Annotated in this window: 18 protein-coding genes and 1 tRNA gene; 14 read left to right on the forward strand and 5 right to left on the reverse strand. The window is 60.5% G+C overall.

Annotated elements, in window-relative coordinates; genetic code table 11:
* Positions 1 to 34 precede the first annotated feature (34 nt).
* The 3 genes from rpoD (at position 35) to NQL71_RS00260 (ending at position 5,842) form a co-directional block, all read left to right on the forward strand.
* Positions 35 to 1,882, forward strand: a complete 1,848-nt coding sequence (gene rpoD / locus NQL71_RS00250; RefSeq protein ID WP_046818197.1) for an RNA polymerase sigma factor RpoD — start codon at positions 35 to 37, stop codon at positions 1,880 to 1,882.
* Between the two features lie 123 nt (positions 1,883 to 2,005).
* The gene (locus NQL71_RS00255; RefSeq protein WP_046818198.1) at positions 2,006 to 5,752 is read left to right on the forward strand and encodes a bifunctional diguanylate cyclase/phosphodiesterase; all 3,747 of its coding nucleotides are present in this window, start codon (positions 2,006 to 2,008) and stop codon (positions 5,750 to 5,752) included.
* A gap of 13 nt (positions 5,753 to 5,765) precedes the next feature.
* A tRNA-Ile gene (locus tag NQL71_RS00260) sits at positions 5,766 to 5,842 on the forward strand.
* 89 nt (positions 5,843 to 5,931) lie between these two features.
* Here NQL71_RS00260 and NQL71_RS00265 read toward each other — a convergent pair.
* A complete protein-coding gene (locus tag NQL71_RS00265; RefSeq protein ID WP_274642136.1) occupies positions 5,932 to 6,609 on the reverse strand; it encodes a zinc metalloprotease in 678 nt (225 codons plus the stop codon).
* Positions 6,610 to 6,684: 75 nt separating this feature from the next.
* A complete protein-coding gene (locus NQL71_RS00270) occupies positions 6,685 to 7,338 on the reverse strand; it encodes a glycosyltransferase family protein (protein ID WP_248685915.1) in 654 nt (217 codons plus the stop codon).
* 223 nt (positions 7,339 to 7,561) lie between these two features.
* Here NQL71_RS00270 and NQL71_RS00275 point away from each other — a divergent pair, with 223 nt between their 5' ends.
* From NQL71_RS00275 to NQL71_RS00320, 10 genes are all read left to right on the forward strand, one after another.
* Complete coding sequence (locus NQL71_RS00275) at positions 7,562 to 8,023, forward strand: Lrp/AsnC family transcriptional regulator (protein ID WP_046029956.1); 462 nt, start codon at positions 7,562 to 7,564, stop codon at positions 8,021 to 8,023.
* Between the two features lie 288 nt (positions 8,024 to 8,311).
* On the forward strand, positions 8,312 to 9,994 hold the full coding sequence (locus NQL71_RS00280) for a flavin monoamine oxidase family protein (RefSeq protein WP_166619229.1): 1,683 nt from the start codon (positions 8,312 to 8,314) through the stop codon (positions 9,992 to 9,994).
* Positions 9,995 to 10,006: 12 nt separating this feature from the next.
* The gene (locus NQL71_RS00285) at positions 10,007 to 10,801 is read left to right on the forward strand and encodes a carbon-nitrogen hydrolase family protein (protein WP_046818201.1); all 795 of its coding nucleotides are present in this window, start codon (positions 10,007 to 10,009) and stop codon (positions 10,799 to 10,801) included.
* Between the two features lie 48 nt (positions 10,802 to 10,849).
* The gene (pqqF, locus tag NQL71_RS00290; RefSeq protein ID WP_274642137.1) at positions 10,850 to 13,273 is read left to right on the forward strand and encodes a pyrroloquinoline quinone biosynthesis protein PqqF; all 2,424 of its coding nucleotides are present in this window, start codon (positions 10,850 to 10,852) and stop codon (positions 13,271 to 13,273) included.
* Positions 13,274 to 13,431: 158 nt separating this feature from the next.
* Entirely contained in the window at positions 13,432 to 13,506 is a 75-nt protein-coding gene (gene pqqA, locus NQL71_RS00295; protein WP_003444522.1) for a pyrroloquinoline quinone precursor peptide PqqA, read from the forward strand.
* Positions 13,507 to 13,586: 80 nt separating this feature from the next.
* Positions 13,587 to 14,498: a pyrroloquinoline quinone biosynthesis protein PqqB gene (gene pqqB, locus NQL71_RS00300; protein ID WP_046818203.1), complete on the forward strand. Its 912-nt coding sequence runs from the start codon at positions 13,587 to 13,589 to the stop codon at positions 14,496 to 14,498.
* A 127-nt stretch (positions 14,499 to 14,625) separates the two neighbouring features.
* Positions 14,626 to 15,378, forward strand: a complete 753-nt coding sequence (pqqC, locus tag NQL71_RS00305) for a pyrroloquinoline-quinone synthase PqqC (protein ID WP_046818204.1) — start codon at positions 14,626 to 14,628, stop codon at positions 15,376 to 15,378.
* Positions 15,375 to 15,650, forward strand: coding sequence for a pyrroloquinoline quinone biosynthesis peptide chaperone PqqD (gene pqqD, locus NQL71_RS00310; protein WP_046818205.1), 276 nt, complete (start codon positions 15,375 to 15,377; stop codon positions 15,648 to 15,650). The genes pqqC and pqqD overlap by 4 nt, the downstream gene beginning before the upstream one ends.
* Complete coding sequence (pqqE, locus tag NQL71_RS00315; protein ID WP_415264418.1) at positions 15,643 to 16,782, forward strand: pyrroloquinoline quinone biosynthesis protein PqqE; 1,140 nt, start codon at positions 15,643 to 15,645, stop codon at positions 16,780 to 16,782. Before pqqD ends, pqqE begins: the two co-directional genes overlap by 8 nt.
* Entirely contained in the window at positions 16,748 to 18,574 is a 1,827-nt protein-coding gene (locus NQL71_RS00320; protein WP_274642138.1) for a S9 family peptidase, read from the forward strand. Before pqqE ends, NQL71_RS00320 begins: the two co-directional genes overlap by 35 nt.
* A 5-nt stretch (positions 18,575 to 18,579) precedes the next feature.
* Here NQL71_RS00320 and NQL71_RS00325 read toward each other — a convergent pair whose 3' ends face one another.
* Together NQL71_RS00325 and NQL71_RS00330 are read right to left on the reverse strand one after the other, a co-directional pair.
* Entirely contained in the window at positions 18,580 to 18,738 is a 159-nt protein-coding gene (locus NQL71_RS00325) for a YqaE/Pmp3 family membrane protein (protein ID WP_003228885.1), read from the reverse strand.
* Positions 18,739 to 18,949: 211 nt separating this feature from the next.
* A complete protein-coding gene (locus NQL71_RS00330) occupies positions 18,950 to 20,233 on the reverse strand; it encodes an aspartate aminotransferase family protein (RefSeq protein ID WP_274642139.1) in 1,284 nt (427 codons plus the stop codon).
* A gap of 169 nt (positions 20,234 to 20,402) precedes the next feature.
* On the opposite strand from NQL71_RS00330, the gene NQL71_RS00335 reads away from it, so the two are divergent.
* Positions 20,403 to 21,332, forward strand: a complete 930-nt coding sequence (locus tag NQL71_RS00335) for a LysR family transcriptional regulator (protein ID WP_046818209.1) — start codon at positions 20,403 to 20,405, stop codon at positions 21,330 to 21,332.
* Between the two features lie 227 nt (positions 21,333 to 21,559).
* Here NQL71_RS00335 and NQL71_RS00340 read toward each other — a convergent pair whose 3' ends face one another.
* The gene (locus NQL71_RS00340; protein WP_046818210.1) at positions 21,560 to 23,338 is read right to left on the reverse strand and encodes an acyl-CoA dehydrogenase C-terminal domain-containing protein; all 1,779 of its coding nucleotides are present in this window, start codon (positions 23,336 to 23,338) and stop codon (positions 21,560 to 21,562) included.
* Positions 23,339 to 23,531 lie beyond the last annotated feature (193 nt).

Consider the following 23,531-nt stretch of genomic DNA (forward strand, 5'->3'; position numbering starts at 1 on the left):
TTTGCCCGCCAAGACCTTCAGTGGATAGGGTGTTATGTCCGGAAAAGCGCAACAGCAGTCTCGTATCAAAGAGTTGATCACCCTTGGTCGTGAGCAGGGCTACCTGACTTACGCGGAGGTCAACGACCACCTGCCGGAGGATATTTCAGATCCGGAACAGGTGGAAGACATCATCCGCATGATTAACGACATGGGGATCAACGTATTCGAGGTTGCGCCAGATAAGGATTCCCTTATGCTGGCCGACGCCGATACCGACGAAGCCGCGGCCGAAGAGGCAGCTGCTGCGTTGGCAGCGGTCGAGACCGACATTGGTCGCACAACCGACCCGGTGCGCATGTACATGCGCGAAATGGGTACGGTCGAGCTCCTCACGCGTGAAGGCGAAATCGAAATCGCCAAACGTATTGAAGAGGGCATCCGTGAAGTGATGAGCGCAATCGCGCACTTCCCTGGCACGGTTGATCATATTCTCTCCGAATACACTCGCGTCACCACCGAAGGTGGCCGCCTGTCCGACGTCCTGAGCGGTTATATCGACCCGGACGACGGCATTGCGCCGCCTGCAGCGGAAGTGCCGCCGCCGATCGACGCCAAGGCCGCGAAAGCGGATGACGATTCCGACGACGATGACGCCGAAGCTTCCGATGACGAAGAAGAAGCCGAAAGCGGTCCGGATCCGATCATCGCCGCCCAGCGTTTTGGCGCTGTCGCCGATCAGATGGAAATCACCCGCAAGGCGCTGAAAAAGCACGGTCGCCACAACAAGCTGGCAATTGCCGAGCTGTTGGCCCTGGCCGACCTGTTCATGCCGATCAAACTGGTTCCGAAGCAATTCGAAGGCCTGGTCGAGCGTGTGCGCAGCGCCCTGGATCGTCTGCGTCAGCAAGAGCGTGCAATCATGCAGCTCTGCGTTCGTGATGCACGCATGCCGCGTGCTGACTTCCTGCGCCAGTTCCCGGGCAACGAAGTCGACGAAAGCTGGAGTGATGCACTGGCCAAAGGCAAAAGCAAATACGCTGAAGCCATTGGTCGCCTGCAGCCGGACATCATTCGTTGCCAGCAGAAGCTGACCGCGCTGGAAACCGAAACCGGTTTGACGATCGCCGAGATCAAGGACATCAACCGTCGCATGTCGATCGGTGAGGCCAAGGCCCGCCGCGCGAAGAAAGAGATGGTCGAAGCGAACTTGCGTCTGGTGATCTCCATCGCCAAGAAGTACACCAACCGTGGCTTGCAATTCCTCGACCTGATCCAGGAAGGCAACATCGGCTTGATGAAAGCGGTAGACAAGTTCGAATACCGTCGCGGCTACAAATTCTCGACTTATGCCACCTGGTGGATCCGTCAGGCGATCACTCGCTCGATCGCCGACCAGGCCCGCACCATCCGTATTCCGGTGCACATGATCGAGACGATCAACAAGCTCAACCGTATTTCCCGCCAGATGCTGCAGGAAATGGGTCGCGAACCGACCCCGGAAGAGCTGGGCGAACGCATGGAAATGCCTGAGGACAAGATCCGCAAGGTATTGAAGATCGCTAAAGAGCCGATCTCCATGGAAACCCCGATCGGTGATGACGAAGACTCCCATCTGGGCGACTTCATCGAAGACTCGACCATGCAGTCGCCAATCGATGTCGCCACCGTTGAGAGCCTCAAGGAAGCGACTCGCGAAGTGCTGTCCGGCCTCACTGCCCGTGAAGCCAAGGTACTGCGCATGCGCTTCGGTATCGACATGAATACCGACCACACCCTCGAGGAGGTTGGTAAGCAGTTCGACGTGACCCGTGAACGGATTCGTCAAATCGAAGCCAAGGCGTTGCGCAAGCTGCGCCACCCGACGAGAAGCGAGCACCTGCGCTCCTTCCTCGACGAGTGACACCAGAACCCCCGGCCCAGGCCGGGGGTTTTGTTTTGTGCAGATTAAATCCCCCGCTCCACCCCCACCCGCCGATTTGCCCGTCTACACTCGAAACATTCCCCGAGCCATAACGAGACCGTTATGCCCAGACTGCCGACCGTGTTGTTTTTGCTGTCGCTGATTACCTGGACCGCAACGGCTGGCGCGCTGACTCTAACCGACGAAGAACGTAGCTGGCTTGCAGCCCACCCGGACCTGCGCCTGGGTGTCGATGCGTCCTGGCCCCCCTTTGAGTTTCGCGACGACAAGGGGCGCTACCAGGGCCTTGCGGCAGACTATATCGACCTGATTCGCCAGCGACTGGCCATCAAGCTCACACCCATCGAACCCGTGAGCTGGACGGTCGTGCTGGACCAGGCCAAACAAGGCAAGCTGGACCTTTTGCCGGGCATCATGTCGACCCCGGAACGCCAAGCCTACCTGTCATTCACCCGCCCCTACCTGGATTTCCCGATCGTTATCCTGGCGCATGTCGGGGGCGCCCAACCGCGCAAACTCAAAGACCTGTACGGGCTGAAGATCGCCGTGGTGGAAAACTACGCGCCCCACGAACTGTTGCGCACCCACAATCCCGATCTGAATCTGGTGGCGATGCCCAACGTCAGCTCTGCCTTGCAGGCACTGGCCACCGATGAAGTGGACGCCGTGGTAAGCGATCTCGCCTCCAGCGTCTGGAGTTTGCGCCAGCTCAAGCTCGACGGGCTGTATGTCAGCGGCGAAACCCCTTACCGCTATCAGTTGGCCATGGGGGTACCACGGGATAACAAGATGCTGGTCGGCATCCTGGATAAAGTCCTGGCCGACATGTCACCGGCTGAAATCAGTTCGATCCAGGAGCATTGGGTTGGCAACGTCCTCGATCATCGAACGTTCTGGTCCGATCTGCTGGTCTACGGCCTGCCTGGGCTATTGCTACTGATTCTCGTGCTGGCCGCCGTGATCCGGGTCAACCGCCGCTTGAGTTCGGAAATCGCCCGCAGGGTCGATCTGGAGCAGGAACTGCGCAGCAGCGAATACCATTATCGCGGGCTGGTGGAGAGCCTGTCGGCCATCGCCTGGGAAGCGCGGATGAGCGACTTCACCTACAGCTATGTGTCGCCCCACGCCGAAGACCTGCTCGGTTACCCCCTGTCCCACTGGTTGATTCCGGGCTTCTGGCGCAACATCATTCACCCCGCCGACCTCACCCGCGCGCAGAGCTTCTGCGATCACGAGGTGCTGGCCGGTCGAGACCACACCCTCGATTACCGGGTCATCACCGCTGACGGGCGTTGCTTGTGGGTTCGCGACATCGTCAGCCTGATCGAACATGGCCATGAGCCGGTAATGCGTGGCTTGATGATCGATATCAGCGAAACCAAACGCACCGAAGAAGCACTGCGCCTCTCTGAACAGAAGTTTGCTTCGGTGTTCCAGCAATGCCCGGACATCCTGGTGATTGCGCGTCTCAGCGACGGCTGCCTGCTGGAAGTCAACGAGGCGTTCGAAGACCAGATCGGCCTCAGGGCCGAAGACGTCATCGGCCAGACCGCCACCAACCTGAACATCTGGGGCATCCCGGGCGTCGGGCCAGGACTGTTGCAGCGCTTGCAGGCCGGCAGCATCCGCAACCTGGAGATGCCCTTTCGCCGCAGCAATGGCCAAGTGTTCACCGGCCTGATCTCTGCCGAGCCCTTTGACCTCGATACGACGCCGGCACTGGTGGTCGTGGTGCGAGATATCACCCAGCTCAAGGAAACCCAACAACAACTGCAAACCTCCGAAGAGAAATTTGCCAAGGCCTTCCACGCCTCACCAGACGGCTTGCTGCTGTCCCGGCAAAGCGATGGCCTGTTGATCGAGGTCAACGAGGGCTTCAGCCGCATTACCGGCTTCAACAGCGCAATGTCGGTGGATCGCTCGGCCCTGGACCTCGGCATCTGGGTCAATCTCAATGAGCGCAAACAAATGCTCGACCTGTTGCACCGTGACGGTTTCGTCCGCGACTTCAGCTGCCATATTCGCCGCAGCGACGGGCAGATCCGCCTCTGCGAGGTTTCCAGCCGTCCGCTGCCGATCGGCGACGACGACTGCATGCTGACCATCGCCCGGGACATCACCGAACGCCACCTGATGCAGGAAAAACTGCAACAGGCCGCCACGGTATTCGAGAGCACCGCAGAAGGCGTGTTGATCACCGATACCCAGCAACATATCAGCGCAGTCAACCGTGCCTTTACCGAAATCACCGGCTATAGCGAAAGCGAAGCACTGGGCCACACCCCGCGCCTGCTTGCCTCGGGCCTGCACGACAGCGCGTTCTATGCCGCCATGTGGCATCAACTGACCGCCGAAGGTCATTGGCAAGGCGAGATTTCCAACCGACGCAAGAATGGCGAACTTTATCCTAGCTGGCTGACCATCAGCGCCGTGCGCAATCGCGACAATTTCATCACCCACTTCGTCGCCGTGTTCGCTGACATTTCCAGCCTCAAACACGCCCAGGCCAAACTCGACTACCAAGCCCACCACGACCCGCTGACCGGCCTGCCCAACCGCACGCTGTTCGAGAGCCGCTTGCTCAACGCGCTCAATCACCAGAAGGAAAACGGCGGCCAAGGTGCGGTACTGTTCCTCGACCTGGACCGTTTCAAGCACATCAACGACAGCCTCGGCCACCCGGTCGGCGATCTACTGCTCAAGGGCATTGCCGTACGCCTCAAGGACCAGTTGCGCGACATCGACACCGTTGCGCGCCTGGGCGGCGACGAATTCATCATCCTGCTCCCTGGCCTGCAGCAACCCAGTGACGCCGACAACATCGCCACCAAGCTGCTCAATTGCTTCACCGCGCCGTTCCAGGCCGGCGAACATGAGTTTTTCATCAGCTCCAGCATCGGCACCAGCCTCTACCCCAAGGACGGCAGCGACGTTGCCACGCTGATCAAAAACGCCGACGCGGCGATGTACCGCTCCAAGGCCAAAGGCCGCAACCGCGTCGAAAGCTATACCTGCGACCTCACCGCCCAAGCCAGCGAACGCGTGGCGCTGGAGCACGAACTGCGCCGCGCTATCGAGCGCAACGAACTGCACCTGTGCTACCAGCCCAAGATCAGCCTCGACGACTATCGCCTGGTGGGTGCCGAAGCGCTGATTCGCTGGCGTCATCCGACCTTTGGCGACGTGCCGCCCGAACACTTCATCTCACTGGCCGAAGAAAACGGCATGATCCTGCAGATCGGCGACTGGGTACTCGAGACCGCCTGCCGGCAGATGTATGAATGGAACCAGATGTACGAAGGCCTCGGCCCATTGTCGGTTAACCTCGCCGGGGCCCAACTACGCCAACCCAACCTGCTCGGGCGCATCGAACAGTTGCTCAAGGACAACAACCTCAACCCCGGTTTACTGCAACTGGAAATCACCGAAAACTTCATCATGAGCCAGGCCGAAGAAGCGCTTGCGGTGCTGCACCAACTCAAGCACCTGGGCGTGCAACTGGCGATCGACGACTTCGGGACCGGGTACTCTTCACTGAGTTACCTCAAGCGCCTGCCCCTGGATATTCTCAAGATCGACCAGTCCTTCGTCCGCGGCCTGCCGGATGACCCCCACGATGCCGCTATCGTGCGCGCCATCATCGCGCTCGGCCGCAGCATGCAATTCACGGTCATCGCCGAGGGCGTCGAAACCCAGGCGCAGCAGCAATTTCTCGCCGCCGAAGGCTGTGAACAGATCCAGGGCTACATCGTCAGCCTGCCCCTGCCCCCCGACGAATTCGCCGCGACGTTTCTTCGTACAACAGTAATAGATTTTTCGGATAGCACAGCCGCGAAACCGTCGCTATAATCCGCCACCAATGGGGCCTATAGCTCAGTTGGTCAGAGCAGAGGACTCATAATCCTTTGGTCCACGGTTCAAGTCCGTGTGGGCCCACCAAACAAAAAAGCCGCGCAATGCGCGGCTTTTGCGTGTCTGAATGACCTGAAGCAGTCAAGCGATCGCATAATCGTTCAGCGGGCAGCAGTTCATCCATCGAAAACACGTCCAGACTTTTCGGGGCCTCCAACACCAATAGACGGAATGTCCTGCACTGCCCGCAGCCGCTCAAGCATCTGCCCCGCCAGCATAACCTCGTAAGTATCCGCCGCCCGCCCCCACTGCTCGACGATAGCCATCCCGTCCACCAAAGCCGCCGCCAATTCGGCAATGGTCCCGGACAGCTCTTCCACAATGTCTTGGGTCCGCTGCCACGCCCGATCCGTGAGCGTTTTTAGCTCAGTCGATATGCGCTCGGACGACGCCGCATCGGTCTCGGGGTAGACGATGTTGCGCAGCAGATGCTGCAGCTCCCTGATCTTTGCGTAGTCCTGTTCCGCCCCCTGCTCTCCCTTGAGGATGGCTGTGGCTTTCGACTTGTCGACGCGCTGTCCGCCTGGGTGTCTTGCTGCCAGTGTCTGCGCCATCGCGCCAGCCAGGAGGACCATCATTCGAGCCTCCAGATGTTGCTTCATGGCGTCTATCGACGATATTGCCCGCACCAGGCTGATGGACGCACCGCCGTGATGCCGCAAGTCCATGGTCACTGTCAGGCTCACGCTGCCCGTGGCAAAACCCAAGGCACGAGCCACGGCGTAGTGGCCCATTTCGTGATGGGCAATCTCCCAGGCGCGATCCCGTACAGCTGGAGGCATTTTCTTCGTCATGACCTGTCCCTTCGTGCCACGGCCGCAAATGAGCTGTCTTACATCACAGACCAAATGAAGGTCCAGGGTCAATCCTCAAAACCTCAATCGAAACACCGTTCGCCAGAGATTTTTCCATACCGAGCGTTTGTGCTTCTTCCAGTTGCGTTCCCACCACTCATCTTCATTCATCGCGAACACCTCGATGTCGCTGCCGGTCACCGCCGCCGCGTGCTGACGAAACAGCATGGGAAATACGCAGTGTTGCTTGATCTGCCGTTTGAACAGGACATCGACCGGCTCCCCCACATAAGGTGTTGCAGCCAGCACCCTGCAGCCTTCGCGGGAGAGGATATAGGCGTGCAGCGCCACCACGTTGCCACGGGCAATGAACGGGAACCAGGTCAGCCATGTGCGCCCCATGCTGTACCCCAGGTGCAATGCCTCGAACCTGTTGCGGCGAATAAACCGGTTCACCCAGCCCACCTGTGCCGGATGAAACCGGTAGGGCATGGCGTCATCCTCGAAGATCAACACCCGTTGCCAACCTTCGGCCAGGACTTTTCTGGCCAATGCTTGATGCGACTCGTAACAGCCTCGGATCGGGTCGCTACAGCGCTGAGCGATGAAGAACTCGATCGGGTTTGAAATGAGCGTAGCGATGGTTCTTTCGAACAATTGCCGCCGGTCATGGCGCTCACTCAGGGATATGCAATACACGTGATCAACATCAAACGAGACCCTTTCCATTCGCCCCCTGGCACCTTCATAGACCTCTCCGCGACCCGACGCCACGGAAAGAATCAATGATCGGCAAGCGGGCACTGCCACGTATGTCAGACGCGTCCTGAAATGGCGTTGGCTTTTCTGTTCGGTTATCGCCCACGGTCAGTAGGATATTGGCGTCGCGAGCGCTGCGGGGGATGTGCCTGTAACATGCCCGGATATTGATCCATGCCGCTGGAGACCCGCCTTGCCTGACATCCGCCCGCCCGTTCTCGACGAAATCGACCGTCAGCTGATTGCGGCCCTGCAGATCAATGCCCGCGAAAGCGTGGCCATGCTCGCCCGGCAACTGGGCATTGCCCGTACCACCGTCACGTCGCGCCTGGCGCGGCTGGAAAAAGCCAAGGTCATCACCGGCTATGGCGTGCGACTTGGCCAGCGCGTGGTGGATGGCGGGCTGCAGGCGTATGTGGGGATTACCGTGCAACCGCGGTCCGGCAAGGAAGTGTTGCGGCGCCTGAGCGCAATGGCGCAGGTGCAGCAGTTGTGTGCGGTGAGTGGCGAATTTGATTATGTGGCATGGTTGCGCACCGATTCGCCGGAGCAGCTGGATCAGTTGCTGGATCAGATTGGCAGTGTGGATGGGGTGGAGAAGACTACGACCTCGATCATCCTGAGCAGCAAGATTGATCGGGGGCAGCCGGTTTGAGATTTTTCCGGTGGTTATGGGTGTCTGGCTGGCCTGCAAAGAACCTGTAGGGGCTGGCTTGCCAGCGAAGGCGTCCGGACCATCAACACAAGACTCAAGGACCTCATCGCTGGCAAGCCAGCTCCTACAGTGGTCAGTGTGCGCAATTATATTGTCATACTGATCAATAATCTGGCAAAACGACGACACTTTGCGTCTTATTAACGTGTTCTACGCTCTCTAGAATGGCTGGCATCTTTTCCTATACTCAGATGCGCATTCCGCGTCGGGTCGACAGCAAGGTCAGCCATGAACAAGAACAATCGCCATCCTGCAGACGGTAAAAAACCAGTCACCATTTTTGGTCCGGACTTTCCTTTCGCCTTCGACGACTGGATCGAACACCCGGCCGGCCTGGGCAGCATTCCCGAGCACCATCACGGTGCCGAAGTGGCGATTGTCGGCGCCGGGATTGCCGGGCTGGTGGCCGCGTACGAGTTGATGAAGCTGGGTCTCAAGCCCGTGGTCTATGAGGCCTCGAAGCTGGGCGGCCGCCTGCGCTCCCAGGCGTTCAATGGCACCGATGGCATCGTCGCCGAGTTGGGTGGCATGCGCTTTCCGGTATCGTCTACGGCGTTCTATCACTACGTCGACAAGCTGAACCTTGAAACCAAACCCTTCCCCAACCCGCTGACACCAGCCTCCGGCAGCACTGTCATCGATCTGGAAGGCAAGACCCATTACGCACAAAAACTGGCGGATCTTCCTGCACTGTTTCAGGAAGTCGCCGACGCCTGGGCCGATGCCCTGGAAGCGGGCTCGCAGTTCTCCGATATCCAGCAGGCCATCCGCGACCGCGACGTGCCGCGCCTCAAGGAGCTATGGAACACCCTCGTACCGCTGTGGGACGACCGCACCTTCTACGATTTCGTGGCCACCTCCGAAGCCTTTGCCAAGCTGTCGTTCCATCACCGTGAAGTGTTCGGCCAGGTCGGTTTCGGTACCGGTGGCTGGGATTCGGACTTCCCCAACTCGATGCTGGAAATCTTCCGCGTGGTGATGACCAACTGCGACGATCACCAGCACCTGGTGGTCGGTGGCGTGGAACAAGTGCCGCAGGGCATCTGGCGCCATGTCCCGGAACGCTGCGTGCACTGGCCGCAGGGCACCAGCCTCAAGTCCTTGCACAGCGGTGCACCACGTTCCGGCGTGAAGAAAATCGCCCATGCACCGGGCGGCCGTTTTGCGGTGACCGACAACAACGGCGACACCCGCGAATACGCCGCGGTGCTGACCACCTGCCAGAGCTGGCTGCTGACCACCCAGATCGAATGCGACGAAACCTTGTTTTCGCAGAAGATGTGGATGGCCCTGGACCGCACCCGTTACATGCAATCGTCGAAAACCTTTGTGATGGTCGATCGTCCGTTCTGGAAGGACAAGGATCCGGAAACCGGCCGCGACCTGATGAGCATGACCCTCACCGATCGCCTGACGCGCGGCACTTACCTGTTCGATAACGGCGATGACAAGCCCGGGGTGATTTGCCTGTCGTACTCGTGGATGAGCGACGCGTTGAAAATGCTCCCGCACCCGGTGGAAAAACGCGTGAAGCTGGCGCTGGACGCGTTGAAAAAGATCTACCCGAAAGTCGACATCGCCGCACGTATCATCGGCGATCCGATCACCGTGTCCTGGGAAGCCGACCCGCATTTCCTCGGTGCTTTCAAGGGTGCACTGCCCGGTCACTATCGCTACAACCAGCGCATGTACGCGCATTTCATGCAGGACGACATGCCGGCCGAACAGCGCGGGATTTTCATCGCCGGCGACGACGTGTCCTGGACGCCGGCCTGGGTCGAAGGCGCGGTTCAGACCTCGCTCAATGCGGTGTGGGGCATCATGAAACACTTCGGCGGTGCAACTCACGCCGAGAATCCGGGTCCAGGAGATGTGTTCAACGAGATTGGCCCTATCGCCCTGCCCGAGTAAGAGGAATCTGAAATGCGCGTAGCCCTTTACCAATGTCCACCGTTGCCCCTGGATGTCGCCGGCAACCTTCAGCGCCTGCATCAACTGGCGCTGGAGGCAAAGGGCGCCGACTTGCTGGTAGTGCCGGAGATGTTCCTGACCGGCTACAACATCGGCGTCGATGCCGTCAGCGTGCTGGCGGAGGTGCACAACGGCGAATCGGCGCAACAGATCGCGCGCATTGCCAAGGCCGCCGGGATCGCCATCCTGTATGGCTATCCCGAACGCTGCGAAGACGGGCAGATCTACAATGCCGTGCAACTGATCGACGCCCATGGCGAGCGCCTGTGCAATTACCGCAAGACGCACCTGTTCGGCGATCTCGACCGCTCGATGTTCAGCGCCGGTACGGACGACTTCCCTGTCGTTGAACTCAACGGCTGGAAGCTCGGCTTCCTGATCTGCTACGACCTCGAATTTCCGGAAAATACCCGGCGCCTGGCCCTGGCCGGCGCCGAACTGATCCTGGTACCGACGGCCAACATGATCCCGTTCGACTTCATCGCTGACGTCACCGTACGCGCCCGGGCCTACGAGAATCAGTGCTACGTGGCTTATGCCAACTATTGCGGGAGCGAAGGCGATATCCACTACTGTGGCCAAAGCAGCATCGCCGCACCGGACGGCAGCCGCATTGCCCAGGCGGGACTCGATGAAGCGCTGATTGTCGGTGAACTGGACCGCCAGTTGATGCTCGACTCCCGCGCCGCCAATCGCTACCTGATCGATCGCCGCCCCGAGCTTTACGGCACGCTGAACAAGCGCTGAGCCACCGTTATCCGCTAGCATTGGCACTTCTCTGTCCTGGAAGTGCTCATGCCTGCGCTGAATCCCCCTCGCCCCCACACTGAAACCCTGGCCAACGGCTTGCGGGTGACGCTGCGTCATGCCCCGGATTTGAAGCGCTGTGCGGCGGCGTTGCGGGTTGCCGCTGGCAGCCATGACGTGCCGTTGGCCTGGCCGGGCCTGGCGCACTTTCTTGAGCACCTGCTGTTTCTCGGTACCGAGCGTTTTGCCGCCGACCAGGGGCTGATGGCTTTCGTCCAGCGCCACGGCGGCCAGGTAAATGCACAAACCTGCGAGCGCACCACCGATTACTTTTTCGAGTTGCCACTGCAGGCATTTGCCGAGGGCCTGGAGCGGCTGGCAGACATGCTCGCCCATCCACGCATGGACCTGGACGACCAACACCGGGAACGGGAGGTGCTGCAGGCGGAATTCATCGCCTGGTCGCAGGATGCTGCGGCGCAGCAGCAACTGGCTTTGCTGGGCGGGCTTAGCGACGCTCATCCATTGCGCGGTTTTCATGCAGGCAACCGCGACAGCCTGCCGGTGCCGTTATCCGAGTTCCAGCAAGCCTTGCAGGATTTTTTCCAGCGCTATTACCAGACCGGACAAATGACCTTGAGCCTTGCCGGCCCCCAGAGCCTTGATGAGTTGCGGCAGTTGGCCGAAGCATTTGGCAACGTCATTGCCAAGGGCGAGAAGATCCCGCAACAAGCCCCGACGCCGCTGATGGCTGGGGCGGACAATAGTTATCAACAGGTCGGCGAGCATCGGCTGGACCTGCTGTTTGCCCTTGAAGCACTGCCCGACTCATCCGCCGAAGCGCTGGGCTTTCTGTGCCATTGGCTGAACACCGCAAAACCCGGTGGGCTGCTGGCTGAACTGCGCAAACAGGGCAGAGTTGAAAACCTCAAGGCGCACCCTCTGTACCAGTTCGCCGGGCAAGCCTTGCTGCACATTGAGTTCACACTGGCCGCCAATGCCCCGGCGACTGGAATTGGCGAACAGTTGCAGGACTGGCTGGGCTTTTTCGCCCGGCAAGACTGGCGCGGGCTGCGCGAAGAATACGCGGCGCTGCGCCAGCGCCAGCCAGGCAGCGCCTTGCAACTGGCCCGGCAGGACAGCGAAGAGCGCGAAGCAGGCTTATCCGACGCCGGTGTTGCTGCCCTCAAGGTCATTCTGGAAAGAATCGGCGCTGTGGATATCTTCGCTGGCCCGTGGCAGCTCCCCGCACCCAATCCGTTCCTGCGCACCGAACCTTCGCCTTCTGGCGCCGGTTTGATTCGCGGACAAACCAGCGCTCACCGGGGCCTGCGCACCTTTGCACAAGACCGCTCACGCAGCCGCCGCGAACGCTCACCGATGCAGTTCAGCCAGGCCTTGCCGGATACCGGTGCTGAAGCGGCGCTTTACCTGCGCTGGCGCCTCGAGGCGGCACCTGGCGCCAGCCTGCAATCGCGCCTGGAAAACAACCTGCAAGCGTTGCGCGAAGACGCCGGAGAGGCTGGCGTGGACTTTTCCTTCGGCGCATCGGGCAATCAATGGCTGCTGAAAATGACCGGCCTGCAGGCACCGATGCCGACCATCCTCGAACACGCGCTGAACCTGCTGAGCCAGCCTGAAGCAGCGCTGTCACAGCCATCACCGGCCCGCCCGGCCTTGATGCCGATTCGACAGTTACTCAAGATGCTGCCCGATCTCTGCCTGGAACAATCGGCCGAATCGGACAACCTGGCCCAACTGTGGTCGGGTGCTCGCTGGACCGGCCTGGCGTGCGGTTTTTCTGCCCAAACGCAAGCGGCCATGGGCCTGGCGTTGAGTCGAGTGCCGGGTACTGCGGATACGCAACAGGCACCGGCTTCGTCAATGCCCTCGCAACACCTGTGGAGCATCGTAGAAACCGACTCCAGCGAACACGCGCTGCTGTTGTTCTGCCCGACAGCCACCCTGGAACTGGCTGACGAAGCCGCCTGGCGGTTGCTTGCCCATGTCTGTCAGACGCCGTTCTATCAGCGCCTGCGGGTGGAGTTGCAATTGGGTTACGCGGTGTTCAGCGCCCTGCGACAGGTTCACGGGCAAACTGGGCTGTTGTTCGGTGTGCAATCACCAAACGTGGTCACTGCCCAGCTCTTGCAGCACATCGAACAGTTCCTGAGCGAGTTGCCGACGTTGATCCAGACCCTCGACGAGAACGCCTTCATTACCCAACGCCAAGCCTTGGTGGAGCAGTTTTCCAGCGCTGCCCTGACGACAAACCAGGCCGCCGAATTGCTCTGGCAGGGCAAATTGGCCGGCCGCCCGTCGGATTATCTGACGCAATTGCCCCAGGCCATTCTGTTGACCGACCGCGCCGCGCTGCTGGCGGCTGTCCAGCATTTGAACCGGGCAGAAGGCGGCTGGCGCTGCTTGGCGAACAGCCCGGCACCCGGCGCACCTTGGCAAGCGACAAAATGATCATTACCCAGACGGTAAGGAGCTTTTTCAAAGTTTCACGGGCAATTCTTGTGAAATTTTGAGTAACATAGCAGCCTAACTATTTGGAACATCTCTGACTGGAGGTGGACTATACATATAGATAGCGCTGTCCAACCCTACCTGAAGGAGTTCAAACGATGGCCTGGACCAAACCGGCTTACACCGACCTGCGTATCGGCTTCGAAGTCACCATGTACTTCGCAAGCCGCTGATCTCTGCCCTGGCAGAATGCAGCACAACGCCTCGGTTATCCGAGGCGTTTTATTTTCAGCGTTGAAATGATGGAGCGCCCATGTTTGTCCAGATCCTAGGTTCCGCCGCTGGCGGTGGTTTTCCACAGTGGAACTGCAATTGCGAGAACTGCGCGGGTTTTCGCAACGGCAGCCTGCGGGCCGAGGCGCGCACTCAATCCTCCATCGCGATTTCCGATGACGGCGTGAACTGGGTGCTGTGCAATACCTCCCCGGACATCCGTGCCCAACTGCAAAGCTTCGCGCCCATGCAACCGGGGCGAGCACTGCGTGATACCGGGATCAGCGCAATCATCCTGATGGACAGCCAGATCGACCACACCACCGGCCTGCTCAGCCTGCGCGAGGGTTGCCCGCATCAGGTCTGGTGCACCGACATGGTTCATGAAGACCTGAGCACCGGTTTTCCGCTGTTCAACATGCTGACCCACTGGAACGGCGGCCTGAGCTGGAACCGCATCGAGCTCGACCAGAGCTTCAGCATTCCCGCCTGCCCGAACCTGCGCTTCACCCCGCTGCCCCTGCGAAGCGCCGCCCCGCCCTACTCGCCGCATCGCTTCGACCCGCATCCGGGCGACAACATCGGCCTGATCGTCGAAGACCTCAACACCGGTGGCAAACTGTTCTATGCCCCGGGCCTGGGCAAAGTCGACGCGCCGCTGCTGGAGATCATGGCTGATAGCGATTGCCTGTTGGTCGATGGCACCCTGTGGGACGACGATGAAATGCAGCGCCGTGGCGTAGGCACCCGTACCGGTCGGGAGATGGGCCATCTGGCGCAGAACGGTCCTGGTGGCATGCTCGAAGTGCTGGAGCAACTGCCAAGACAGCGCAAGGTCCTCATCCACATCAACAACACCAACCCGATTCTCGATGAGGATTCGCCGCAGCGTGCCGAACTGGGTCGGCGCGAAGTTGAAGTGGCGTATGACGGCATGAGTATTGTGCTGTAACTGATGACCCCTTCGCTGGCAAGCCAGCTCCTACAGTTGACCGCATTCCAATGTGGGAGCGGGCTTGCTCGCGAAGACGTCCAACCAGGCACCACAGAATCCACCGGTTGTACTCCGGAGACCCGCAATGACCGACACCCCGATGTCCCCCACCGAATTCGAAGCCGCCCTGCGCGCCAAGGGCGCCTACTACCACATCTACCACCCGTACCACGTGGCGATGTACGAAGGCCGGGCGACCCGCGAGCAAATCCAGGGCTGGGTTGCCAACCGCTTTTACTATCAGGTGAATATTCCGCTGAAGGATGCGGCGATCCTGGCCAACTGCCCGGACCGCGAGATCCGCCGCGAGTGGATTCAACGCCTGCTGGACCACGACGGCGCTCCCGGTGAAGACGGCGGCATCGAAGCCTGGCTGCGCCTGGGCCAGGCCGTCGGTCTCGACCCGGACCAACTGCGCTCCCAGGAACTGGTGCTGCCCGGCGTGCGATTCGCCGTCGACGCCTACGTCAACTTCGCCCGCCGGGCCAGTTGGCAGGAGGCCGCCAGCAGCTCGCTGACGGAGCTGTTCGCCCCGCAGATCCACCAGTCGCGCCTGGACAGTTGGCCGCAGCATTACCCGTGGATCGACCCCGCCGGCTACGAATATTTCCGCACACGCCTGGGTCAGGCGCGGCGCGATGTCGAGCACGGCCTGGCCATCACCCTCGAGCACTATAAAACCCGGGAAGGCCAGGAACGCATGCTGGAAATTCTCCAGTTCAAACTGGACATTCTTTGGAGCATGCTCGATGCCATGAGCATGGCCTACGAACTCAATCGCCCGCCCTATCACAGCGTGACCGGTGAGCGGGTCTGGCACAAAGGAATCACCCTATGAGTTTCGATCGCAGCAAGACCCCGACCTGGCGCCCCGGCTACCGTTTCCAGTACGAACCGGCGCAGAAAGGCCACGTGCTGCTGTACCCTGAAGGCATGATCAAACTCAATGAAAGCGCCGCGCTGATCGGCGGTTTGATCGACGGCGAGCGTGATGTCGCCGCGATCATCAACGAGCTCGACACGCAGTTCCCGGGCGTGCCCGAACTCGCGGACGACATCGAGCAATTCATGGAGGTTGCCCGTGCGCAGCACTGGATCACCCTTGACTGATCTGCCGCCCCAGCCTGAGGTTGGCCTGCCGTTGTGGCTGCTCGCCGAGCTGACCTACCGCTGCCCGCTGCAATGCCCATATTGCTCCAATCCGCTGGATTTCGCCGAGCAGGGCAAAGAGCTGAGCACTGAGCAGTGGATCAAGGTATTGCGCGAAGCCCGGGAAATGGGCGCGGCGCAGCTGGGTTTTTCCGGCGGCGAGCCACTGGTGCGCCAGGACCTGGCCGAGTTGATCGCCGAGGCGCGCAAGCTGGGGTTCTACACCAACCTGATCACCTCCGGCATCGGCCTGACCGAGCAGAAAATCGGCGACTTCAAGAAGGCCGGTCTCGATCACATCCAGATCAGTTTCCAGGCCAGTGACGAGCAGGTGAACAACCTGCTGGCGGGCTCGAAAAAGGCCTTCGCACAAAAGCTGGAAATGGCCCGCGCCGTCAAAGCCCATGGCTATCCGATGGTGCTTAACTTCGTCACCCATCGGCACAACATCGACAAGATCGACCGCATCATCGAGCTGTGCATCGCCCTTGAGGCGGACTTCGTCGAACTCGCCACCTGCCAGTTCTACGGCTGGGCGCAGCTCAATCGAGCCGGGCTATTGCCGACCAAAGAGCAACTGGTGCGCGCTGAACGCATCACCAACGAGTACCGCGCCAAGCTGGAAGCCGAAGGGCATCCGTGCAAGCTGATTTTCGTGACGCCGGACTACTACGAAGAACGCCCTAAAGCCTGCATGAATGGCTGGGGCAGTATTTTTCTGACAGTCACGCCGGACGGAACCGCGCTCCCCTGTCATGGCGCCCGACAGCTGCCCGTGCAGTTTCCCAACGTACGCGATCACAGCATGCAGCACATCTGGTACGACTCGTTCGGCTTCAACCGCTTTCGTGGTTACGACTGGATGCCCGAGCCGTGCCGCTCATGCGACGAGAAGGAAAAGGACTTCGGCGGCTGTCGCTGCCAGGCGTTCATGCTCACGGGGGACGCGAGCAATGCCGACCCGGTGTGCAGCAAGTCGCCTCAACACGGCGTGATCCTCAAGGCCCGCGAAGAGGCGGAGCACGCGACCCAGACCATTGAACAACTGGCCTTTCGCAATGAACGAAACTCACGCCTCATCGCCAAAAGCTGAACCTTTCAGCGCCGCCAACGCCGTCGCGGCAGGCATCGATTTTGCCGAACTGCAGGTCGGCGCCCATGGTTTGTTCTGGAACGAATACCGCCCGGAGGATGCCGCGTGCCGGATCTGGCAATGGCGTGATGGCGCGGCCTATTGCCTGACACCTCCCCCGTTCAGTGTGCGCAGTCGGGTGTACGAATATGGCGGTGGTGCGTTTTGCCTGACCGACGACGGCGTGGTATTCGTCAATGAGGCCGATCAGCAGTTGTATCGCCAATCATTGCCAGGCGAGACGCCCGAAGTGCTGACGTCAGGCGTATGTCGATACGGCGACTTGCAGTTCGCCAATGGCCAGGTGCTGGCCGTCGAGGAAAACCGCAATGAACACCGCCTGGTGGCGATCGACCTGGCGGATGGCACACGGCATTTGCTGGCCGAAGGTGCGGATTTCTACGCCGCACCGACCTTGAGTCCCGATGGGCAGCGACTGGCCTGGATCGAGTGGAGTCGCCCGAATCAGCCATGGACCGCAACCCGCTTGATGGTCGCCCATCGCCAGGCTGATGGTGCTTATGCGGCGCCCTCCTGCGTGGCAGGAGACCAGGCGCAAGAATCGCTGCAGCAACCGCGCTTCGACGGCAATGGCCGCCTGTACTGCCTGACCGATCGCGCTGGTTACTGGCAGCCTTGGGTGGAATCGGTCGACGGCCTGACGCCATTGCCAAGCGCCGCCGCCGACCACGGCCCGGCGCCCTGGCAACTGGGCGGTTGCACCTGGCTGCCACTGAGCGAGGGCAGCTACCTGGCCAGCTGGACCGAAGGCGGTTTCGGCCGACTGGGGCTGTGCGCTGCCGAGTGCGACGACTTTACCGGCGACTACAGTCGCTTCCGTCACCTTGCCATGGATGAGCAGTTCATATACTGCATCGCGGCGTCCCCCGTCAGTTCATCGGCGGTGATCGCCATCGATCGCCAGACCCGCCAGGTGAAAGTCCTCGCCGGCGGTATCGCACCGCTGCCTGCCGAGCAAATCAGTCGTCCGCAAACCCTGCGCTATCCAAGCGGCGCGGGTGAAGCCCACGGTTTTTTCTACCCGGCGATGACCGGCGACGCGAAACCGCCATTGGTGGTGTTCATCCATGGCGGCCCGACCTCGGCGTGTTATCCGATGCTCGATCCGCGCATCCAATATTGGGCGCAACGCGGTTTCGCCGTGGCCGATCTCAACTATCGTGGCAGCAGCGGTTACGGCCGGGACTATCGACAGGCCTTGCATTTGCGCTGGGGCGAAGTTGATGTCGAAGACGCTTGCGCAGTGGTCAGCCATCTCGCCGAACGTGGCTTGATCGATGGCGACAAAGCCTTCATTCGCGGTGGCAGCGCGGGTGGCTACACGGCGCTGTGCGCGCTGGCGTTCCATCAGGTGTTCCGTGCCGGTGCCAGCCTTTATGGGGTCAGCGACCCTGTGGCGCTGGGTCGGGCGACGCACAAGTTCGAAGGGGACTACCTGGACTGGCTGATCGGTGATCCGCAGCAGGATGCCGAACGCTACGCCGCCCGCACGCCGTTACTGCATGCCGGCAACATTCGCGTGCCGGTCATCTTCTTTCAAGGAGAACTGGATGCCGTGGTGGTGCCGCAGCAGACCCGTGACATGGTCGAGGCCCTGCAGCACAACGGCATTCTGGTCCAAGCCCATTACTACGCGGACGAACGCCACGGCTTTCGCAAAGCCGATAACCAGGCCCACGCGCTGGAACAGGAATGGTTGTTCTATCGGCGGGTCATGGCGTTCGAAAACTGAAACGCTTACCGCTTGGCGATGATGTACACCGCATGCACGATCCCTGGAATGTAGCCACACAGCGTCAGCAGAATGTTCAGCCAGAACGCTCCGCCGAATCCCACTTGCAGAAAAACACCCAGTGGCGGTAACAGAATGGCGATGATGATGCGGATAAAGTCCATGCAAGCAGCTCCTGATTGAGGTGGGCTCACGTGAGCCCATATCCAATCGACCCATACCGTTGGTCAGGGTTCAGCTCGATTTATACGGCCAGTGTAGCCAGGCCATGTTTCTGAACGATGTGCCGCCGCAAAAAAAACGCCCCACGCCAAAAGAATCAGGCGTGGGGCGTGCGTTATACCGCGAGACGGTTCGGGAATTCGAGGGGCCCGCTCAGACGGCGATCCCTTTGCGGCATTGCAGCTGCGCGGTACGCACGCGGGAGAAGGCGCGGGCCAGGCGCAGCAACATTTCATCGATGTTGGCTTTGCTTACCGTCAGCGCCGGGGTGAAACGCAGGCAGTTGGCTTGCGGCGCATCGAGCAACAGGCCTTCGTACAACGCGGCCTTGACCACGGCGTCGGCCGAGTCGTCGGACAGGGTCAGCCCCCAGAGCAGCCCTTGCCCGCGCAGTTCGCCGTGTCCATAGCGGTGGGACAAACGCTGCAGCCCTTCACGCAGGTGCTGGGCCATGTCTCCGACGTGCTCGAGAAAGCCCTTGTCCTGAACGCTGTCGAGCACCGCCAGGCCGGCGGCGGTCAGCAGCGCATTGCCATGATGGGTGCCGCTCATTTCGCCCGTTTCCAAGCAGCAGGCCTTGCCCCGCGCCAGCAGCGCCGCCACCGGCACACCACCGCCAAGCCCTTTGCCGAGCACGACAATATCGGCCCGCACGCCATAGGACTGTTCAGCCAGCAAGCTGCCACAACGCCCGACACCGGTTTGCACTTCGTCGAAGATCAGCAGGATGCCCAGCTCGCGACATAGGCGCTCGACCCCTTTGAGGTAATGTGCAGTGGCCGCGATCACCCCGGCTTCGCTCTGGATCGGCTCGAGCATGATCGCCACGGTACGTTCATCCACCGCCGCGTGCAGTGCCGCGAGATCATTGAAGGGAACGCGGCTGAAGCCAGGCAGCTGTGGCTCGAAACGGTTGACCAGGGTCAAACCGTCCGACGCCGAAATCGTCCCCAGGCTACGGCCATGGCAAGCCTGATGGGCGACGATGATCCGCGAAGCGCCGCCGCGATGCCGTTGCCCCCATTTGCGCGCCAGCTTGATCGCCGCCTCACAGGCCTCGCTGCCGCTGTTGAGCAGATACGCCTGGTCGCTGCCAGTGCTGGCACACAGGCGCTCGGCAAGGTTGAGCATGCCGCGATTATGCAGGCCGAAACCGGGATTGATCAGCGCTTGCGCCTGCGCGGTAATGGCACTGACCAACGTCTTGGGACTGTGACCGAGACTGTTGGCGCCACCGCCCTGGGAGAAATCCAGATAGGCACGGTCATCGCTGTCCCACAACCAGGAACCCTGGCCACGGACAAACACCTGCTTGGGCCGATCGACACTGGGCATCAGGTACTCGCTGCAAAGATTGTCGTCCCTGACCGGAAAGCCATTGCCCGCCAGCAAATCATCGAGGCTTGGCGAATGTCGACGCAGGCTGAACAGATTCATGGGTTCAACCCTCGCAGAAGATTTTTTGCGTTACCTATGCAAATGCCATCGAGGCAAGGCGTGTTCATCGCGTTCCGGGGCCCTGTAAGCCTTGTGAATGCGGTTAGACTAGGCCTACACAAGGCGATGAGCCATTTCGATTTCCCAGCATTTTCGATAAGTATTACTTATGGATTTCAAGCAACTGCGTTATTTCGTCGCGGTCTATGAAGAGGGTCATGTGGGCCGGGCTGCCGAGCGGCTGTCGATTTCCCAGCCGGCACTGTCGCAGCAGATTCGTCACCTCGAACAAAACCTCGATGTGAGCCTGTTCGAACGCAGCAGCAAACGCCTGTTGCCGACCCTGGCGGCCCATACGCTGTACAACCATGCCCTGCCCTTGCTCGACGGCCTGCAACGGGCGCGTGAAGCATTGGGCAATTTCAAGGGGCATGCGCTGCGCACCCTGGCCATTGGTGTGCTGCAAACCGTGCACACCAGCCTGGTGCCACAAATGCTTGAGCGGGTGCGTAAGGCGCAGCCCCATCTGGTGGTGCAGATCTATGAACTGACCGGGCTGGAAATCGAGCGACGCCTGCTGAATGGTTCGCTGGACATTGGCATCGGCTACCTGCCCCCTCGTCAGCCGGGCCTGCATGGGGTGATGTTGTACGAAGATGAACTGACGCTGGTCATCCCGGCCGACCATCCATTGCGCGAATTCAAGAAAGTCTCCATGAGCCAGGCCGCCGAATTGCCGATGTTGCTACTGGGCGAAGAGTTTCAGATACGGCAGATCTGGCAGGCGCAACTGGCCAGCCTGGGACGACGTCCGCAGGTACAGGCTGAGCTGAACAACATGGCCGGTATTCTCGACAGCCTGCCGCACACGCGACTGGCGACGGTGCTGCCCGGACGCTCGCAGAAGACCCACGGCAATCAGCAATTGTTGTGGAAACCCCTGAGCGAACCGCGGGTGCCGCTGAAAGTCGGGTTGGTCTGTCGCGATGTGCAACGGCAACAGGCCTCGCTGGCCTTGCTGCGCACGTTACTGGAGGAGGTGATCAATGGGCCGGATGAGCGGCTGAATAGCCCGCCGATACTGGATGGCCTGGGCTGAATACTTTTCTCGAGACAAAAGAAAACCCCGCCGAAGCGGGGCTTTGCAGACTGTTTCCCTGACATCCATTTCACTCCACCTTCCTGGCAGAATCCTACGTGTCCGTGTTGTTACTTTGCGCTTCCTGCGCTACGTCCATGAGAAGTAGATTAGCTGTGGATCCAATTTCAAGCTATGGGAGAACAGCAGCACGGCATGTAAGAGAATGCTTACATCAGGTTATATCGTCAGAATTGCCCGGCATCCAGCAGAAACAGCGATTCGCTACCGGCCTTCACCGACGCGCTCAACGAGTGAATGCGCGGCAGCAAGCGGGCGAAGTAGAAACGTGCGGTGCCCAGCTTGCTGGCATAGAAATCGTCCTGGGTTTCTTTACCCAAGGCGGCCTTGGCCATCAGCGCCCACATGTAGGCGTAAGCGACGTAACCAAAGGTTTGCAGGTACTCGACCGACGCCGCACCGATTTCGTTCGGGTTGTTCTTCGCTCGATCCAGCAGCCATGAGGTCAGCTCGTCCAGGGTCGTCACCGCGTCGTTGAGCGGCTTGGTGAACTCCGCCAGATCAGCGCTGGCTGTTGCGGTGAAGTGACGAATCTCGTCGGCAAACAAGTTGTAGAACGCCCCGCCGCTGCCAACGATCTTGCGCCCGACCAGGTCCAGCGCCTGGATGCCGTTGGTGCCTTCGTAGATCTGGGTGATGCGCACGTCACGCACCAGTTGCTCCTGGCCCCACTCACGGATGTAACCGTGACCGCCAAATACCTGCTGGCCGTGCACCGTGGTTTCCAGGCCGAGATCGGTCAGGAATGCCTTGGCCACCGGGGTCAGCAAGGCCACCAGGTCTTCCGCGCGTTTACGAGTGGTGGCGTCTTCGCTGAACTTGGCGGTGTCCAGTTGCATGGCCACGTAAGTGGAAAACGCACGACCGCCTTCGTTCGAAGCTTTCATGGTCAGCAGCATGCGACGCACGTCCGGGTGGACGATGATCGGGTCAGCCACTTTGTCCTTGTTCTGCGCGCCGGTTGGCGAACGGCTTTGCAGACGATCACGAGCGTATTCAACAGCGTTCTGATACGAGCGCTCGCCGGTGGCCAGGCCCTGGATACCGACACCCAAACGCTCGTAGTTCATCATGGTGAACATCGCCGCCAGGCCCTTGTTCGGCTCGCCGACCAGGTAACCCACGGCTTCATCGAAGTTCATCACGCAGGTCGCGGAAGCCTGGATGCCCATCTTGTGTTCGATCGAGCCGCAGTTGGCCGGGTTGCGCGCGCCCAGGCTGCCATCGGCATTGACCATGAACTTGGGCACCAGGAACAGCGAAATGCCTTTTGGCCCGGCCGGTGCGTCCGGCAGCTTGGCCAGCACCAGGTGAATGATGTTCTCGGTCAGGTCGTGTTCGCCGCCGGTGATGAAGATCTTGGTGCCGCTGACCTTATAGGACCCGTCGGCCTGAGGCTCGGCCTTGGTGCGGATAATCCCCAGGTCGGTACCGGCGTGGGGCTCGGTCAGGCACATGGAACCGGCCCAGACGCCGGCGTACATGTTCGGCAGGTAAGCGGCCTTCAGCTCTTCGCTGGCGTGGGCGTTGATCGACAGGCAGGCGCCAGCGGTGAGCATCGGGTACAGGCCGAACGACAGGCTGGCCGAGTTGACCATTTCTTCAACCTGGGCCGAAACGGCTTTGGGCATGCCCATGCCGCCGTAGGCCGGATCGCCACCGACGCCAACCCATCCGCCTTCGGCGTAGGTCTGGTAAGCCTGTGGGAAACCAGCCGGCGTGGTGACTGCGCCGTCCGCCCAGTGGCAACCTTCTTCGTCAGCGGCACGGCTCAGGGGCGCGATGCTTTTGCTGGTGACCTTGCCGGCTTCTTCGAGAATGGCTTCGACGGTTTCTGCATCAACAGTCTCGGCCAGTGCTGGCAGCTCGGCCCAGAGTTTGGCGACCTCGAACACTTCATTGAGGACGAAGCGCATATCGCGCAGGGGCGCTTTGTAGTCAGCCATGGCAAACCTCGCAAGATCTAAACAGGTGAATCGTAGGAATGATGTTTCGTTGGGTCCGAGTGTAACCCAACAACTTTTGCGACACATAGGGTCATCGCGTGACCGATTTGTAATTTTTAGTCACTAGAAAATAGATCGCAGCCTTCGCCAGCGCCAACGGAGGAATGCGTATCCCTGTGGGCGCTGCCGAAGG

The organism is Pseudomonas serbica (genome assembly GCF_028823535.1).
In the GTDB taxonomy this organism is placed as follows: domain Bacteria; phylum Pseudomonadota; class Gammaproteobacteria; order Pseudomonadales; family Pseudomonadaceae; genus Aquipseudomonas; species Aquipseudomonas serbica.